General features: G+C 44.5%; 17 protein-coding genes. 8 read left to right on the forward strand and 9 right to left on the reverse strand.

What is annotated here, in order from left to right:
- Positions 1–839 (reverse strand): NAD(P) transhydrogenase subunit alpha (locus Q0081_RS04525; protein ID WP_298349825.1); only part of this gene is annotated, 839 nt, incomplete at its 3' end.
- Between the two features lie 325 nt (positions 840–1164).
- On the opposite strand from Q0081_RS04525, the gene uxuA reads away from it, so the two are divergent.
- Entirely contained in the window at positions 1165–2352 is a 1188-nt protein-coding gene (gene uxuA / locus Q0081_RS04530; RefSeq protein ID WP_298349827.1) for a mannonate dehydratase, read from the forward strand.
- Between the two features lie 51 nt (positions 2353–2403).
- Here uxuA and hslU read toward each other — a convergent pair whose 3' ends face one another.
- Entirely contained in the window at positions 2404–3837 is a 1434-nt protein-coding gene (gene hslU / locus Q0081_RS04535) for an ATP-dependent protease ATPase subunit HslU (protein ID WP_298349829.1), read from the reverse strand.
- Between the two features lie 138 nt (positions 3838–3975).
- Between hslU and Q0081_RS04540 the strand changes: the two genes are divergently transcribed.
- The 3 genes from Q0081_RS04540 (at position 3976) to Q0081_RS04550 (ending at position 5198) form a co-directional block, all read left to right on the forward strand.
- Positions 3976–4278 carry a hypothetical protein gene (locus Q0081_RS04540; RefSeq protein ID WP_298349830.1) on the forward strand — a complete coding sequence of 101 codons (303 nt, stop codon included), beginning with the start codon at positions 3976–3978 and terminating at the stop codon, positions 4276–4278.
- Between the two features lie 78 nt (positions 4279–4356).
- On the forward strand, positions 4357–4815 hold the full coding sequence (locus Q0081_RS04545; protein WP_298349832.1) for a hypothetical protein: 459 nt from the start codon (positions 4357–4359) through the stop codon (positions 4813–4815).
- A gap of 101 nt (positions 4816–4916) precedes the next feature.
- On the forward strand, positions 4917–5198 hold the full coding sequence (locus tag Q0081_RS04550; RefSeq protein ID WP_310586475.1) for a hypothetical protein: 282 nt from the start codon (positions 4917–4919) through the stop codon (positions 5196–5198).
- A 2-nt stretch (positions 5199–5200) separates the two neighbouring features.
- Here Q0081_RS04550 and Q0081_RS04555 read toward each other — a convergent pair whose 3' ends face one another.
- Positions 5201–6211 (reverse strand): S1C family serine protease, encoded by a 1011-nt coding sequence (locus Q0081_RS04555; protein WP_298349833.1) that lies wholly within the window; start codon positions 6209–6211, stop codon positions 5201–5203.
- Between the two features lie 77 nt (positions 6212–6288).
- Here Q0081_RS04555 and Q0081_RS04560 point away from each other — a divergent pair, with 77 nt between their 5' ends.
- The 3 genes from Q0081_RS04560 (at position 6289) to Q0081_RS04570 (ending at position 9486) form a co-directional block, all read left to right on the forward strand.
- Entirely contained in the window at positions 6289–6474 is a 186-nt protein-coding gene (locus Q0081_RS04560) for a hypothetical protein (RefSeq protein ID WP_298349835.1), read from the forward strand.
- Positions 6475–6529: 55 nt separating this feature from the next.
- On the forward strand, positions 6530–7870 hold the full coding sequence (locus tag Q0081_RS04565) for a sulfatase (RefSeq protein WP_298349837.1): 1341 nt from the start codon (positions 6530–6532) through the stop codon (positions 7868–7870).
- 83 nt (positions 7871–7953) lie between these two features.
- A complete protein-coding gene (locus Q0081_RS04570) occupies positions 7954–9486 on the forward strand; it encodes a sulfatase (protein ID WP_298349838.1) in 1533 nt (510 codons plus the stop codon).
- A gap of 110 nt (positions 9487–9596) precedes the next feature.
- Here the strand turns inward: Q0081_RS04570 and tnpA are convergent, their stop codons facing one another.
- The 5 genes from tnpA to Q0081_RS04595 form a co-directional block, all read right to left on the reverse strand.
- Complete coding sequence (tnpA, locus tag Q0081_RS04575) at positions 9597–10025, reverse strand: IS200/IS605 family transposase (RefSeq protein ID WP_298349841.1); 429 nt, start codon at positions 10023–10025, stop codon at positions 9597–9599.
- Positions 10026–10220: 195 nt separating this feature from the next.
- Positions 10221–11033 (reverse strand): diadenylate cyclase CdaA, encoded by an 813-nt coding sequence (gene cdaA / locus Q0081_RS04580; RefSeq protein ID WP_298349843.1) that lies wholly within the window; start codon positions 11031–11033, stop codon positions 10221–10223.
- A gap of 45 nt (positions 11034–11078) precedes the next feature.
- On the reverse strand, positions 11079–11714 hold the full coding sequence (locus tag Q0081_RS04585) for a DedA family protein (RefSeq protein ID WP_298349845.1): 636 nt from the start codon (positions 11712–11714) through the stop codon (positions 11079–11081).
- 119 nt (positions 11715–11833) lie between these two features.
- Positions 11834–13708 carry an ABC-F family ATP-binding cassette domain-containing protein gene (locus Q0081_RS04590; RefSeq protein ID WP_298349847.1) on the reverse strand — a complete coding sequence of 625 codons (1875 nt, stop codon included), beginning with the start codon at positions 13706–13708 and terminating at the stop codon, positions 11834–11836.
- A 133-nt stretch (positions 13709–13841) separates the two neighbouring features.
- Positions 13842–14114, reverse strand: a complete 273-nt coding sequence (locus Q0081_RS04595; protein ID WP_298349849.1) for a hypothetical protein — start codon at positions 14112–14114, stop codon at positions 13842–13844.
- Positions 14115–14257: 143 nt separating this feature from the next.
- Here Q0081_RS04595 and Q0081_RS04600 point away from each other — a divergent pair, with 143 nt between their 5' ends.
- A complete protein-coding gene (locus Q0081_RS04600; RefSeq protein WP_298349851.1) occupies positions 14258–15010 on the forward strand; it encodes a DUF3575 domain-containing protein in 753 nt (250 codons plus the stop codon).
- Positions 15011–15110: 100 nt separating this feature from the next.
- Here Q0081_RS04600 and Q0081_RS04605 read toward each other — a convergent pair whose 3' ends face one another.
- Positions 15111–15734 carry a response regulator transcription factor gene (locus tag Q0081_RS04605; RefSeq protein ID WP_298349853.1) on the reverse strand — a complete coding sequence of 208 codons (624 nt, stop codon included), beginning with the start codon at positions 15732–15734 and terminating at the stop codon, positions 15111–15113.
- Between the last annotated feature and the right edge of the window lie 60 nt (positions 15735–15794).

Consider the following 15794-nt stretch of genomic DNA (forward strand, 5'->3'; position numbering starts at 1 on the left):
CCCGTTTTCATGGATTTTACCATTTCTTCGGTCACCAGAATGGGCGCTTTTTTCCCCATCACCAAAGCCGTCGTAATCACGATATCAGCGTCTTTGATGCGTTGTTTGATCAGGTCCTGCTGTTTCTGCAAAAACTCCGCTGACACCTCTTTGGCGTAGCCGCCTTCCGATTTGTTGGCTTCCATGCCTTCCACGCTCAAAAACTTACCACCCAATGACTCCACCTGTTCTTTGGTTTCGGGACGCACATCGCTCACTTCCACTACCGCGCCGAGGCGTTTGGCGGTCGCAATTGCCTGCAAACCCGCTACCCCGGCGCCAAAAATCAGCACTTTGGAGGGTTTGATGGTACCGGCTGCAGTCATCATCAGCGGGAAAATCTTACCGAGGGCATTGGCTCCAAGTAATACCGCTTTGTAGCCTGCCAAGTTGGCCTGCGAACTGAGCGCATCCATGCTTTGGGCTTTGGTGGTACGGGGAACCGCATCCATACTGAAGGCCGAAATCTTCTTCTGATTAAAGGCTTTGACCAGGTCGGGTTGTGTGTAGGCGTACAAAAACGAAATGCTCACGGCACCTTCCCGCATGAGAGCAACTTCTTCGATAGTGGGGGCATTCACTTTCAACACAACATCGGCATCGGCCAGCAGGGTTTTGGTATCGGCGGCAATTTGCGCCCCTGCGCTTTCGTAAGCTGAATCAAGAAGAGAAGAATTTTCGCCCGCGCCACTTTCGATGGAACACGTAAAACCTGCTTTGAGAAGAGATTTGACAATGTCAGGTGTGATGGAAACCCGCTTTTCGTAGGCTTTGGTTTCCTTTAAAATCGCAATTTTCAAAATCAAGTTTGTTTTTAAGAATAAAGTGCCAAAATATAGGACATAAGTCACTTAAACAACACATCTATCCTGTTTTTAGCAAATTTGTGTAGTAATTTTTTTCATTCCATGACTTTATTTTTTGCTTAGTAACGATCAAAAAATAACATAACCATTTTTTACCCGCAGATATCGGAGATTTTAAATCGCTGATTTGCGCCGATTCTGCGAAAATCAGCACTGTATTTTAAGTTGTAATAGATAACTACCAGCTTATTCTAAGGCAGAAAAATTAACAAATAACGATTAACCGATAACAATTAACGGTGCTTCAGCACATCAAAATATGGCATTAGAACAAACATGGCGGTGGTTTGGCCCCAATGACCCCGTCAGCCTGTCGGACGTACGACAAGCTGGCGCAACGGGCATCGTCAACGCCCTGCACCAAATTCCCAATGGACAGGTTTGGACAACCAACGAAATCCGAAATCGAAAATCCAAAATCGAAAATGCTGGACTGACTTGGTCGGTGGTAGAAAGTGTTCCCGTTCACGAAGACATCAAAAAAGCCTCGGGGAATTTCAAACAATACATCGAAAATTACAAAGAATCGTTGACCAATCTGGCAGCCTGCGGCATTGATACGGTTTGTTACAACTTTATGCCCATTTTGGACTGGACCCGCACCGACTTGGACGCGCCCATGCCCGATGGCTCTACGGGACTGCGGTTTGATTTCAACGAATTTGCGGCTTTTGAACTCTACATTTTGCAACGAAAAGGAGCCGAAGCGCACTATACCGAAACCCAACAGAAAAAAGCCAAGGCCTGGATAGACCAAGCAACGGAAGCTGATACCAAACGCTTGGTTCGGAATATCATTGCGGGTTTGCCCGGCTCGGAAGAAAGCTATACAGTAGAGCAGTTTCGGGACGTTTTGGACACTTACAAATATGTAGGTGACAAAGAACTTCGAGCAAATCTGTATGCTTTTCTGCGGGAAATTGTCCCCGTAGCGCAGGATGCCGGTATTCGACTTTCCATTCACCCCGACGACCCGCCGTATCCAATCTTAGGATTGCCGCGTGTGGTCAGCACCGAAGCCGACGCCAAACAACTATTGGCCGCGGCCGACTTATCGGCCAACGGTCTGTGTTTCTGCACGGGAAGTTACGGCGTACGGGCGGATAACGACTTGGTAGGTATGGTCGAGCGCCTCGGCGACCGCATTCATTTCATCCACCTCCGCGCTACGCAGCGCGACGAAGAAGGCAACTTCCACGAGGCCAACCACCTCGAAGGAAACGTGGATATGTACGGCGTGATGAAGGCGTTGTTGCTGGAACAAAAAAGAAGAAAAGAACAAGGACGTACCGATTTGAAAATGCCGTTCCGTCCCGACCACGGCCATAAAATGCTCGACGACCTCAACGCTGCAAAAAAAACCAACCCTGGCTACACGGCCATCGGTCGCTTACGCGGACTGGCGGAGTTAAGAGGGTTGGAAATGGGGATAGAGCGGAGTTTGTAATAAAACAATGGTGGAATAACGTTCGTACATTCCACCATTGTTCACAAGGATTTACAGAATATACTGACTCAAATCACGATTTTTGACCAAACTTGCCAGACGTTCCTGCACCAATTCTTTGGTGACGACGACGTGAGAATTGGCCTGAATAACGTTGGGAATATCAAACATAAACTCGTTGAGCAAGGTACTCATCACGGTCTGCAAACGGCGCGCGCCGATGTTTTCTACTTCTGAATTGATGGTGAAGGCCAACTTAGCGATTTCGCGCAGGGCATCGTCCTGAAAAGAAAGTTCTACGTCTTCGGCCTGCATCATGGCGCTGTACTGACGGGTCAGTGAGTTGCGGGGCTCTTTCAAAATCCGATAAAAATCATCTTCGGTCAGGCTTTGCAACTCTACCCGAATCGGGAAACGTCCCTGTAATTCAGGGATTAAATCGGAAGGTTTGGATACGTGAAATGCTCCGGCGGCGACAAACAAAATGTGGTCGGTTTTGATGGGTCCGTATTTGGTATTAACCGTTGAACCTTCCACAATCGGCAACAAATCGCGCTGTACGCCTTCACGACTTACGTCCGGACCACCGCCTTTACCGTTTGAATTGGCAATTTTATCAATTTCGTCAATGAAAATAATCCCTAAGTCCTCCGCTTTCAGAATCGCTTCCTCTTTGACCTCATCCATGTCAATGAGTTTGGCGGCTTCTTCTTCTAACAGGATTTTACGGGCGTCGGCAATGGTGAGCTTGCGTTTTTTATTACGCTTGGGTATCATATTACCGAGCATTTCCTGCAAATTCATCATCGAAACGTCGTCAATCGGCCCGCCCATCACTCCAATATTAGGCGCAGATGACGATTGCATGTCTATTTCAATTTTACGGGTTTCCAATTCTCCGGCCCGTAATTTTTCCCGAAAACGTCCTCGTGTACGTTCATTCAATTCTTGGTCGGGCATTGACGAAATGGGAGGATTGACACTATCATTATCGTCCACAATTTCAAAACCTACATTGGGTCGGCTAAAATTCACCGAGTTATTATTATTATTATACATCGGCGGAATCAGCACGTCCAAAATAATGTCTTCAACTATATCCTGTGCTTTTTGCTTTACGGCTTCTTTTTTGGCCGTTTTGACCATATTTACCGCCTGCTCGACCAAATCGCGCACCATGCTTTCCACATCACGACCTACGTAGCCTACTTCCGTAAACTTCGAGGCTTCCACTTTTATAAAAGGCGCATCCGCAATTTTAGCCAAGCGGCGGGCAATTTCGGTTTTACCAACCCCCGTCGCACCGATGAGCAAAATATTATTGGGAATGATTTCTTTCTGCATTTCGGGCGTGCTGTTCATCCGCCGCCAGCGGTTACGGAGGGCTATTGCCACATTTCGTTTGGCATCGTGCTGACCAACGATGTATTTGTCCAATTCTGCGACGATTTCGCGCGGAGTGAGTTTATCTAATTTTGAAGACATTGTTTAATTCAACAATTTGAAAGTGTATTAATTTGAAAATGCAGTAAGACCATATTTTTTGCAAAACAAATGTAGAAACGTTGGCAATTTCAAATTTGACCTCTATTTTTGTACAAATTTGATAAACGAATCTTGAAGATGAAACGTAACTTTTTGAAAATAAGTGCTTTGTTGCTGGCTGTTTCTTTAGCCTCCTGTAAGTATCAAAAGAACAATACCATTGACCAAAATGATGTACGGACGGGCGATGAGTACGTTTACGGCGTACATCCTGACTCAGCCGCTCGTCAGACCAAGATTAGATATACGGCTAAACCGGAATTGGAACAAAGAACTACTGCAATTCGCGAAAAACTTTTCGGAGCAGCTACTGCGGAAACTACCGCTCCCGCAGCAGCCGTTGCTGCACCGGCTGCCGCTGACTCAGCTGCCACTAAGTAAGCCTTACTTATTTGATATAAATACGAAGCGACGTTTGCCTAAGCGTCGCTTCTTTTGTTTACTTAAACTCCTATTCCCATGAAAAAATCAGTTTATATCCTGCTTATCGTTCTCCTTTACGGCGGAAAATCAGTAGCTCAAAAAACAGAAGAGCCTCTCGTAAGAGTACCTATCCAACAACTCTTTGATGGCATGAAAAAGAGCGATTCTACCTTGGTACGTCAATCATTAGCGGTAGGTGCACGCCTTGAAACAGTCTCCAAAAATAATTCAGGCGAAGTTTTCGTACGTTCTGATTCATTTGAAGGATTTATAAAAAACATCGGCAAATCGACTGCTGGTGATTTGGACGAACGCCTAACCGCCATAGACATTCGCATTGACGGTGACATGGCCACCGCTTGGACTCCCTACAAGTTTTATTTAAAAGGCAATTTCAGCCACTGCGGCATCAATGCGTTTCAATTGGTAAAAACTGCTGCGGGTTGGAAAATCTGGAGTATCATTGATACCCGCCGCAAAGAAGGCTGTGAATGATTTGCGATTTTCAATTGCCGATTTATGGCACTTCATACTAACTATTTATCAATATTGTTGCCGATAATTCGTCATTTATCAGCTATTTAAAAAATCGACAATTGGCAATCGAAAATGCCGAAATTCTACCCATGCGTTACGTCGGAGACATTACCAGTACAGACAACTACAAAATTGCCCTTTACACTTGGAATGGCAAGTACATTGTCAAAATAGAAGCAGGCTTGTACGAACAAACTTATAAAGTCAGTGAAATGGATTTTTTAGGCGATGAAGCCGACATTCGTAAGCTGTTTACAGACGACGCTTTCCTGAAAACCATCTTTGCACGGTTTAATCAAATGCACGTTGATTTTCAGGAAGCAATCGAACGGAATGAGTAACCTCACTTCAACTCACCAGGAATAACAGTTACATTCTTCGCCAAATTATTCCGTAAAACCGTTACCTCGCTTCGCTTCCCAATGGAATCTTCGGTAAGCAATTTATGTAGATCATCAACCGAACCCACCGCCTTCCCTTCAAAGCCTACGATAATATCTCCGGCTCTGAATTCAGAGTTGTAAGACACGCCGTCGGCTTCTACGCTTACGATATAAATTCCCGTTTTGGTTTGTAGTTGGTTGTATTGAACAATGCGGTCGGTAAGGTTGAGAAGTTGCCCTGCGATTCCCAAGTAGCCTCTGCGCACACGTCCTTTCATAATTAATTGTCCCGCTACCTGAGCCGTAATATTGGAGGAAACCGCAAAACAAAGTCCCTGTGCGGGTAAGATAACCGCCGTATTCACGCCAATTACTTCTCCGTGAGAATTGACTAAGGGGCCGCCTGAATTGCCGGGGTTGAGCGAAGCATCCGTTTGAATCACATCATCAATCAAACGCCCTGATTCTGAACGAAGTGACCGACCCAATGCACTGATAACACCCGCTGTAACGGTATATTGAAAGCCGTAAGGATTCCCAATGGCAATGGCAATTTGACCCACTTGCAGGTTCTTGGAATTGCCAAAAGAAACGGCTCGCAAGGCATCACCGTAGATTTTGAGCACGGCAATGTCGGTGGCCGGGTCGCAACCTACGATTTGGGCTTCAAATTCGCGCCCGTCCTGAAGTAAGGCCGAAATTTTAGTGGCACCGGCTACGACGTGGTTGTTGGTAATGACAAATCCATCCGATGAAATGACAAACCCCGAGCCCGTTCCCTGGCCATCGTTAGGGTTACGAGTACGAGTGTCTTTTTTGCCGCTCACTTTGATTTGAACGACCGAGTTGCTGACTTTTTTAGCTACATTTACCACCGTTTGGGAGTAAGAATCGAGTAAAGGTGCGTCATTTTGAAAGACCGGCTCACTACCCTCGGCAGTGTCCGTGTTGGAAGTAATGTAAGTGACCATGGCGTTTTTTGAGAATGAAAAAAATGGAGTGTTTCAATCCCTGTACCAAGTTAAAAAAGAAGACATTTTGACAGATTATGACCTTTGAACAATACCTAATCATCAAAAAAATAGACATAAAGGCATTTCGCCAACACGAAGCCGAGCGTTTTCACGAATGGGAAACGCTTTATGCGCAACTGCATCCCGAAAGTTTCACCGCACAAAAGAAGTTTTTGATCAATGACCTGCGCAGAAAGTATCTGTTAAAAAGCGGTGAATAGAAGGTTAGAATAAAGGCTTTTGTGATTTATAGAATAGTAAATCATAAAATTAATTATGAGACTTTTTCCGCTCTTTATTTGTCATCTCTGTTTTCTGTTTTTATTAGTTCCTTTGGCTTTTTCTCAACAAAAACCCAACATCGTCATGATTTTGGTGGACGACATGGGTTGGGGTGAAGTTGGCGTATACGGTTCAAAATATTGTCAAACGCCTCATTTGGACAACCTTGCCAAACAGGGGATGAGGTTTACAAATTTTTACGCCAATTCAACCGTCTGTTCGCCTACCCGGGCCGCCCTCATGACCGGGCGCTACCCCGATTTGGTGGGTGTTCCAGGTGTGATTCGGGGCAATGCTGAAAACAGTTGGGGGTACTTTTCTCCTAAAGTCGTAACACTTCCTCAGGTATTGAAAACGGCTGGCTATCAGACCGCAATGGTCGGAAAATGGCACTTGGGCCTGGAGCCCGAAAACCACCCCAACCGGCGAGGTTTTGCGCATTTTCACGGTTTTCTGGAAGATATGATGGATGATTATTACACGCACCTGCGAGAAGGCAAAAACTGGATGAGGCTCAACGGGCAGGTCATCAACCCTCAAGGCCACGCCACCGATTTATTCACCCAATGGGCCATTGATTACCTGAATATCCAAAAGAAAAACCCCAAACCTTTCTTTTTATATCTGGCGTACAATGCGCCTCATTTTCCCGTTCAGCCACCCCAGGAATGGTTGGAGAAAGTAAAAAAACGCAACCCGAATTTATCCGAAAAACGGGCCAAACTCACCGCTTTAATTGAGCATTTAGATGAAAGTATCGGCAAAGTAATGGAAGTGTTACGCCAAAATGGACAAGCTGAAAATACGCTTATTGTTTTCAGCAGCGACAACGGTGGCTTACTGTCAGACGAAGCCGATAACGGCATTTGGAAAGGAGGCAAACAGACAATGTACGAAGGAGGAATCAGGGTGCCGACCATCGCCGTTTGGAAGAATAAAATCAACGCCGACACGAAAACTGATTTTCGAGTGCTTACCATGGATTTACTTCCCACTTTTTGTGAAGTGGCAGGTGCGAAAATCCCTCAATTCGTAGACGGGCATTCTTTTTTATCCGTGTTGAAAGGAGAACCAAAAATAACCTTGGATAGACCCACTTTCTGGGTACGGCGGGAAGGTGGTGCGTATGGCGGGCAAGAGTACTACGCTTTGCGGGACGAAAATTGGAAACTCCTGCAAAACACACCTTTCGAGCCGTTTCAACTCTTCGATATGTCCAAAGACTCGCTCGAAACAATGGATGTCAGAAAGACCAATAAGGCAATTTATGAAGCGTTGGAAAAAAAGCTGAGGGGTCATATTCAAAAAGCGGGTGCCATAAACTGGCAAAAATAGCAGGCTTAATCTAATCGGATTGTTTAAGTAAAAGCGTCTTTTATTACGCTTATTATCGGGATGCCATATCATTTGTTTCTACCATGTTCAAAAAATTCTTCCTCTTTTGCATAACGGCTACGGCCGGCATTATCGCTTTGACTGGATTTAATCCGTCCAAAAGCACAAAAAGTGTTGCCACTTCCACAAAAAACGTCATCTTCATTCTGGCTGATGATCATCGTTATGATGCGATGGGTTTTATGCAAAAATTTTCAGGCTTGCAAACGCCCAATCTGGATAAAATGGCCGCCACAGGAGCGCATATACAAAACGCTTTTGTGAGTACTGCTCTTTGTTCACCAAGTCGGGCCAGTATTTTGTCAGGGCAATACGCGCATACCCATCAGGTAGTTGATAATTTTGCTCCGCTTCCACCCAAGACCAAATTTTTTCCATCTTACCTCCAAAAAGCAGGGTATAAAACCGCTTTCTTGGGAAAATGGCACATGGGCAATGCCGATGATTCACCACAACCTGGCTTTGATTATTGGCTGAGTTTTAAAGGACAGGGGCAGTACTACAACCCCACGTTCAACATCAATGGGAAACAGGTTGCCCACAAAGATGGCTATACGACCGACTTGCTGACCGACTACGCCATTGAGTGGATGGGCAAACAGGATAAAAATAAACCCTTCTTTTTATACCTCTCTCACAAGGCCGTTCACGCAGATTTTCAACCAGCCAAACGTCACGCGGGTGTGTACAAAGACATGCCGATTCAGTATCCCGCGTCCATGTATCTAACTAAAAGCGATACCAGCAAAATTTGGGGAACAAATACCAAAGACCCCGAAACAGGAGCGCTGAAAACCAACATGAAGGACATGCCTAACTGGGTGAAGCAACAGCGTTACAGTTGGCACGGAGTAGATTATTTGTACCATGGCAGCATCAGTTTTAATGATTTCTATCGCCAATATTGCGAGACACTTTTGGGTGTAGATGAAAGTGTAGGGCGAGTCATGAAATACCTCGAAGACAATGGGCTGGCAGAAAACACACTCGTTATTTACATGGGAGACAACGGCTTCAGTTTTGGCGAAAGAGGACTAATTGACAAACGCCATGCTTACGAAGAGTCGATGCGCGTGCCAATGTTGATCAGCTGTCCTTCGGTCATAAAACCCAAAACCAAGCTAACTAACGTCATTCAAAACATTGACATTGCGCCTACTATTCTGGCGTATGCAGGAGTATCTACTCCCGCTCAAATGCAGGGAAAATCGTTTTTGCCTTTGTTGAAAGGCCAGAAAACAGAATGGAAAGACCGTGCTTTTTATGAGTATTATTGGGAGTATGATTTCCCGCAAACACCGACGATGTTTGCCGTACGAACCAATCGTTACAAATACATTTTCAACCACGGGGTGTGGGATGCCAACGAACTGTATGATTTACAGAATGATCCTCAGGAAGTAAATAATCTCATTAGAAGTCCTCAACATCAAACCATTGCCAAAGACCTGCGCGACCAAGTATGGGGGTGGTTAGAAAGTACCAACGGATTGCAAATACCGCTCAAGCGCATTCAGCAAAAGCGGAATGATCATTGGTATAAAGGTAATTATTGAGATTCTGAAGTCCTTGGTGGTTCCTAAGGCTATTCTATTAGTTGCCACTGCCTAAAGGCAGTGGCAACTTGATTAGAAGAGGGCATCAATAAGGGGAGGGCTTTAGCCCTTTACCCATGCTCAAAAGGGTATTTTGCCATGAATTCATCATACTCTTCCTGGAAGGTTTTCTTTGTATGATGTTCTTCCTGATTTGAGATATAGCGATTGACCACCTCAAAATGCGATTGGCTTACCGAAACCGCAAAATACTCGTCTTGCCAACCAAATTTTTCGCTCCATTGCAGATTTCTATTTGCCCAAAACGATGATTCACCCTTGATAAGATTCATTAAGGTGGCAATATTTTGGTCGGACGACATCGAAATAAGACAATGAAGATGCTCTTTCCAGCCGTTTACATTCAAGACATAGATATTTTTGGTAGGTGCATAAAGCCGAATATGCTCACATATAGCTTCTTTATTGGCTTTGTTCATGAGCGGTTTGCGGTCTTTTGTTGCCCAAACTGCATGAATCAATATTCTGGTAAAAGGCATTGTTTCGAGAACCATTAAAGGGCTAAAGCCCTACATTTTGATGATTATATTTTTCTTGTCCCTGCCCTAAAGGACAGGGCAATTAACTCTAAAGGACAGGGCAATTAACTCTAAAGGACAGGGCAACTAACCCTAAAGGGCAGGGCAACTAACCCTAAAGGGCAGTGTAATTAGCTTAAATTTCCTGTGGGGACATTACTTCTTTTTACTCGCCTTCCCTACCTCAAACAAATATTTTTTGAGGCGTTCTTCAACTTCAGAAGCAGAAATATTACTGAAAATAGAGCCTTCAATGGCTAAGGAGATACGGCCTGTTTCTTCCGAAACGACGATTACAGCGGCATCGGTGACTTCACTCATGCCCAAGGCGGCACGGTGACGAAAACCCAGATTGCCAAAATCATCGCTGTCGGAGACGGGCAAAATACAACGGGCTGCTTTAATGCGCCCGTCAGCTACAATGACGCCCCCGTCGTTCATGGGGCTGTACTGATTAAAAAGTGAAAGAAAGAGGCGTTTGGAAAGGACACTGTCCACTTCTTCGCCTGTTTGAAGGTATTTATCTAATTCATCATTCTTTTTCAGGACAAGCAGGCCACCCGTAAACTCCGACGACATGGCTCGTACGGCTTCAATAATAGGCTTGATTTCGTTGATTTTTTCGGTAGGTGTGGTTTGCCGAAAGAAACGTCCGAGCAGACGATTGTTGGCAAAAGCGGTAGATTTTCCGACAAATAACAGAAAACGACGAATCTCCTGTTGGAAGATAACAATGAGTGCAATGGCTCCTACCCCCATGAAATATTCGAGGATTTTGGTGAGCAACTCGAGCCCTATTGCTCTGACAATGAGATAAAAAAGATAAAGCAGCAGGTATCCCGAAAACACGCGACTTGCCAGACTTCCCCGTACTAAATAATAAATCTGATACAACAAAAAGGCCACTAAAAGGATGTCCAACACGTCCACCCATTCGATGTCTAAAAAACCAATATGGAATACGAACATACTATTAATTTTTATCGGTTAACGGCACTGTTCCACTCAACAAGATTACGACTCATCGACTTCTTTTTTGGCGTTGAAGTATCCCCGCACCACAGTAATGGTAGTAATCCCGAGAAAGAAAATGATAATGTATTGTACATAATTAATAATCCACGGAAATTTTTCGCCAAAATAATATCCCCCGCCCGTCAATCCAAAAATCCAAAGTGCTCCTCCCAATACGTTATACACCATAAAACCTACCCAACGCATTTTGACCAAACCTGCCAAAATCGGTGCGAAGGTGCGAACTACGGGTAAAAAACGGCTAATCACCAAGGTACGGCTGCCGTATTTATCAAAATACTTGCGCGTAGTTTCGATGTGTTGCTTCTTAAAAAACAGAGAATCAGGGCGGTTTTGAATACGATCACCAAAAAAACGACCCGTTAAGTAGCCCGTCAATGAACCCACAACTGCCGCCCCAAAAAGACACCCTAAGAGGAGAAGAATAGGTACATTCAAAATTTTTAAGGCACAAAACACTCCTGCCAAAAACACTAAGTAATCTCCCGGGAGGAAAAAGGCAAAAAACAGACCATTTTCGGCAAAAATGATGAGTGTTATCAGTACCAGTCCTCCCGTGCGGATAATTTCTTCGGAGTTAAGCAGGTATTGGAAAAAGTCAGCGATTGAATCCATGTTCAAAATTACATAACTTATACGTCACGGGAAAATTATAATAAGACTTTCCTTGAGGTCGTTTATGGGGATATAAACAACGGCTCAAAATATCAAGCCGAATAAAGATAAATTTAGGCCTACTCACTCAATTCTAACCAGCGCATTTCTTTCTCTTCCAGCTCGGCATTCAGGCGTTCAATTTCCTTTGCCCACTTGGTAATCTCTTCGTGTGACTCACTGCCCACATTCAATTTTTGGATAAAGCCCGCTTTTTTCACCTCCAATTTGGCCATATCGGCTTCTAAGTTTTCCAATTCCTTCTGCTCTTTAAAACTGAGTTTACGTTTTGAAGTTGCGACAGGAGTTGGTACAGTTGTGCTCGCAGGTATATTCTGAGCCGTAGATTGCTTTCCATTTCCGGCATTGGATTCTTTATTTTCAGCCAAAAAATTGCGGTAGTCCGTATAGTTGCCCGGAAAGTCACGGATATGCCCATTGTCTTCAAACACAAACAAGTGATCCACCAGTCGGTCGAGGAAATAACGGTCGTGGGATACAATCAGCAAACAGCCGGGAAAATTCATTAAAAATTCTTCCAGTACATTGAGTGTAGTAATGTCAAGGTCGTTGGTTGGCTCATCCAGAATCAGGAAGTTAGGCTCTTCCATCATTACGCGCAAAAGTTGCAGGCGACGTTTTTCACCCCCACTGAGTTTTTCGATGAGTGTTCCCTGTTTATGTGGAGGAAACAAAAAGGCCTGCAAATACTGAGAAGCCGTCACGGTTTGCCCCGTACCAAGTCGAATCACTTCGGCTACGTCTTTCACCCAATCCACAACCCGTTGCCCGTCTCGGTATTGCAAATCACTTTGTTGGTAATACCCAAACTGCACCGTATCGCCGCGTACTACCTGACCGTTATCAGGACGAAGCTCACCCGTAATCATGTTGAGCAACGTAGATTTTCCTGCTCCATTTTTACCGACAATCCCGATTCGGTCGCCTTTTTTGAAGGTATAGAGAAAGTTATCAATGATGGTTTTATCCCCAAAACGCTTGCCCACGCTGTTCAATTCCACGATTTTACTTCCCAACCGCGTCATTTTGATATTCAACGCCATTTGGTTGTCGTACTTACGTTGTTGGGCCTTTTCCTTTGTATCTTCAAACGCATCGACCCGATACTTGGCTTTCGTTCCCCGCGCTTTGGGTTGGCGACGAATCCAATCCAACTCTTTGCGATACAGGTTGCGGGCTTTGTCTATTTCGGAAGCTTCGTTGGCTTCACGGTCGGCTTTCTTCTCCAGAAAATAGGCGTAATTGCCTTTGTAGGTAAAAAGCGTGCCATTGTCCAACTCCACAATGGTATTACAGACCGTATCCAAAAAATACCGGTCGTGGGTAACGAGTAAAAGAGTCGTATTCTGAGTATTGAGGTAGTTTTCAAGCCATTCCACCATACTCAAATCCAAGTGGTTGGTCGGCTCATCCAAAATCACCAAATCTGGGCTTTCGATAAGCACTTTCGCCAAAGCGACCCGCTTGCGCTGCCCACCTGACAGCGTGCCGATTTTCGCATCTACGTCGTAGAGCCCCAGTTTTCCCAAAATTTCTTTAACGCGGGCTTCAAAGTCCCATGCTTCGAGTGAATCAACCAATTCAATGGCGTTAGAAAGGGCATCATTATCGCCCGAAAGTAAAGCCCTTTCGTATTCCTTCACGGCAGCTGCTACGGGATTTTTTCCCGCAAAAAGCACCTCAATGATAGGAAGTTCATGGTCAAAATCAGGTGCTTGGTCCAAATACCCGACCCGAATTTCTTTTCGGGTACTCACGGTACCTTCATCGGGCGGAGTAAGCCCTGCCAAAATTGTCATCAGGGTTGTTTTTCCCGTACCGTTGGCTCCAATCAACGCGACTTTGTCGCCGCGACTCAACCCTAATGTGATGCCTTTAAACAACCATTTATCGCCAAAGGACTTGGATATATTCTCTGCTGAAAGATAATTCATACCGCAAAGGTAGCGGTCTTTGCGGAAGGAGACGCTAAACTGCCGCCGAAAATGAAAGTAAACCCAAACTACAAGGGCAAATGGCAGCGTTTTTCTTGAAACGAAAAAGGTTTTTATTAAGAATTAATGAATGCTAAGGACAGTTACTTTTCTGAAACGCATCTCGTAAATTAATGTATGATTCGGCATCATCGCATTTGTAATTAATATACTTATTGTAAGCTTCTATGACTTTTTGACAATTTGCCGCATTTGGACTGGCGGAGTAAATATTCTTTGCGGCATCTATGTCTGAGGATAATGTCTTACATTTTTCTTCTACATCTTCTTCATTACATCCATTAAACAGAAGAAATAGGCTGATGAGAAGCAAAAAATTCAAAATTCTGCTTTTTACGTTTTTCATTTCGATAGTTAGTTACGTGAAAGTTTTATTTGTCAGCACAAATTTCCACTTGAGCTTTCACTCATAAAATCGTTACTTCTAACTATTTCCCGTTCCCTGCGTTCTGCGGAATTTTGACAAAACAAACGTTAAAACTCAGAATCATGAAAAAGCAAGTTCTAATTTGGATGGGTAGTTTGCTGCTTTGCGGAGCCATGGCACAGGCACAATTATTGGTCAATCGCACTTTGGTGAAATTCAACGTATCGGGAGCGATCTTCAAAAATTACACGGCACAGTATGAGCGGATCATTTCCAAAAACAGCTCCATTACCTTTAGTGCAGGGGTGTCGCTCAATGCCCCGTTGCCCTTCAAACAAGCTTTAATGGACCGTTTCAGCGACAATGTCGACGCTGTCCGTGCCATCAATACCACTCTTTTTACCAAATATGTGGGCACATTAGAGTATCGTTTTTATTTGGCAGGTCATGCACCAACGGGCTGGTATCTCGCTCCTTTTGTGCGTTATATCAACATGACGATTGACCAAGATTACACGTATACGGATAAAAAGGGGGTTTTGCACCGTCCCAACCTCAAAGCGCAATTCAACGCAGGAGGAGCGGGAGTTTTACTGGGTTATCAATGGATGTTTGGAAAACGGATTGGGCTTGATTTGTGGCTGTTGGGACCGTTTTACGGCACCAACGTCAAAGCCGATTTTGTGGGGAATGACCCCTTGTGGCAACAACTCACCGCCGAAGACATTCAAAACATTCGGCGCGATATTACGAGTACCAAACTGCCGGGTTATACAGCAGTGGATAAGATTAATCTGCCTACTATTGAAGCCGTTTTGGAAGGTCCTTATTATGGTGTTCGGGCGTTTGGACTAGCGCTGTCGTATCGGTTTTAACCTCATCCCCAACGGCAGCGGCCGACCGCCCTTCTCCTTTCTGGAGAAGGGCTTAAAAGTACTTGCAAGTGAGGTGCGCGTTTGTGATGCGCACCATTTTTTATACAATTCCCTGTTCCTGCGCAAAATGCAACAGGCCAATTGGGGTATCAATTCCCGTTTTTCGAGCGATGTTGCGGCGGTGGGCATTGATGGTAAACTCACTTACGGTAAGTTGTTCGCTTATTTGTTTGGTAGTTTTTCCCTGTGCTATCAGTCGCACAATCTCAATCTCACGTGGCGTCAGTTGGTATTTATGCGTAAAATCATCCGAAAGAGATTCTGACGGAACGGTATTTTTTTGTATTTTGGGAAACCACGTTTGTCCCATTGCCACGGCCTGTACGACGGTTTTGAGATGAACAGCGGTAGAGGTTTTGAGTAAATACCCTTCTGCACCCAGCGCTTGGGCTTCTCTTATGAAATGGGGATGGTCATAACTCGTAAAGACAATGACTTTTACGTTGGGAAAGTCTTTATGAATGATTTTCAATGCCGACAGGCCGTCTACTTTGGGCATATTCAAATCCAGCAGCAATAAATCTACCGAATTTTTATGCAAATAATCAATCACTTGGTGACCATTACTCAACGGTGGTAAAACTTGAATATCAGGCAATTCACTCAATATCCTGAATAAACCGTCAAGTAACAAGGGGTGATCGTCGGCTAAGAGTAAACGCATGGCAGTCAAAATGGTAAGTAGAACAATAAACAAATCTCGCACTCTCGATTTTACTGAAAA

The organism is Runella sp., assembly GCF_027484545.1.
Taxonomy (GTDB): domain Bacteria; phylum Bacteroidota; class Bacteroidia; order Cytophagales; family Spirosomataceae; genus Runella.

Coding starts and splice junctions, on each gene's coding strand:
- uxuA (WP_298349827.1), top strand. CDS start 1,165: ATGGCATTAGAACAAACATGGCGGTGGTTTGGCCCCAATGACCCCGTC.
- hslU (WP_298349829.1), bottom strand. CDS start 3,837: ATGTCTTCAAAATTAGATAAACTCACTCCGCGCGAAATCGTCGCAGAA.
- Q0081_RS04540 (WP_298349830.1), top strand. CDS start 3,976: ATGAAACGTAACTTTTTGAAAATAAGTGCTTTGTTGCTGGCTGTTTCT.
- Q0081_RS04545 (WP_298349832.1), top strand. CDS start 4,357: ATGAAAAAATCAGTTTATATCCTGCTTATCGTTCTCCTTTACGGCGGA.
- Q0081_RS04555 (WP_298349833.1), bottom strand. CDS start 6,211: ATGGTCACTTACATTACTTCCAACACGGACACTGCCGAGGGTAGTGAG.
- Q0081_RS04560 (WP_298349835.1), top strand. CDS start 6,289: ATGACCTTTGAACAATACCTAATCATCAAAAAAATAGACATAAAGGCA.
- Q0081_RS04565 (WP_298349837.1), top strand. CDS start 6,530: ATGAGACTTTTTCCGCTCTTTATTTGTCATCTCTGTTTTCTGTTTTTA.
- Q0081_RS04570 (WP_298349838.1), top strand. CDS start 7,954: ATGTTCAAAAAATTCTTCCTCTTTTGCATAACGGCTACGGCCGGCATT.
- tnpA (WP_298349841.1), bottom strand. CDS start 10,025: ATGCCTTTTACCAGAATATTGATTCATGCAGTTTGGGCAACAAAAGAC.
- cdaA (WP_298349843.1), bottom strand. CDS start 11,033: ATGTTCGTATTCCATATTGGTTTTTTAGACATCGAATGGGTGGACGTG.
- Q0081_RS04585 (WP_298349845.1), bottom strand. CDS start 11,714: ATGGATTCAATCGCTGACTTTTTCCAATACCTGCTTAACTCCGAAGAA.
- Q0081_RS04590 (WP_298349847.1), bottom strand. CDS start 13,708: ATGAATTATCTTTCAGCAGAGAATATATCCAAGTCCTTTGGCGATAAA.
- Q0081_RS04595 (WP_298349849.1), bottom strand. CDS start 14,114: ATGAAAAACGTAAAAAGCAGAATTTTGAATTTTTTGCTTCTCATCAGC.
- Q0081_RS04600 (WP_298349851.1), top strand. CDS start 14,258: ATGAAAAAGCAAGTTCTAATTTGGATGGGTAGTTTGCTGCTTTGCGGA.
- Q0081_RS04605 (WP_298349853.1), bottom strand. CDS start 15,734: ATGCGTTTACTCTTAGCCGACGATCACCCCTTGTTACTTGACGGTTTA.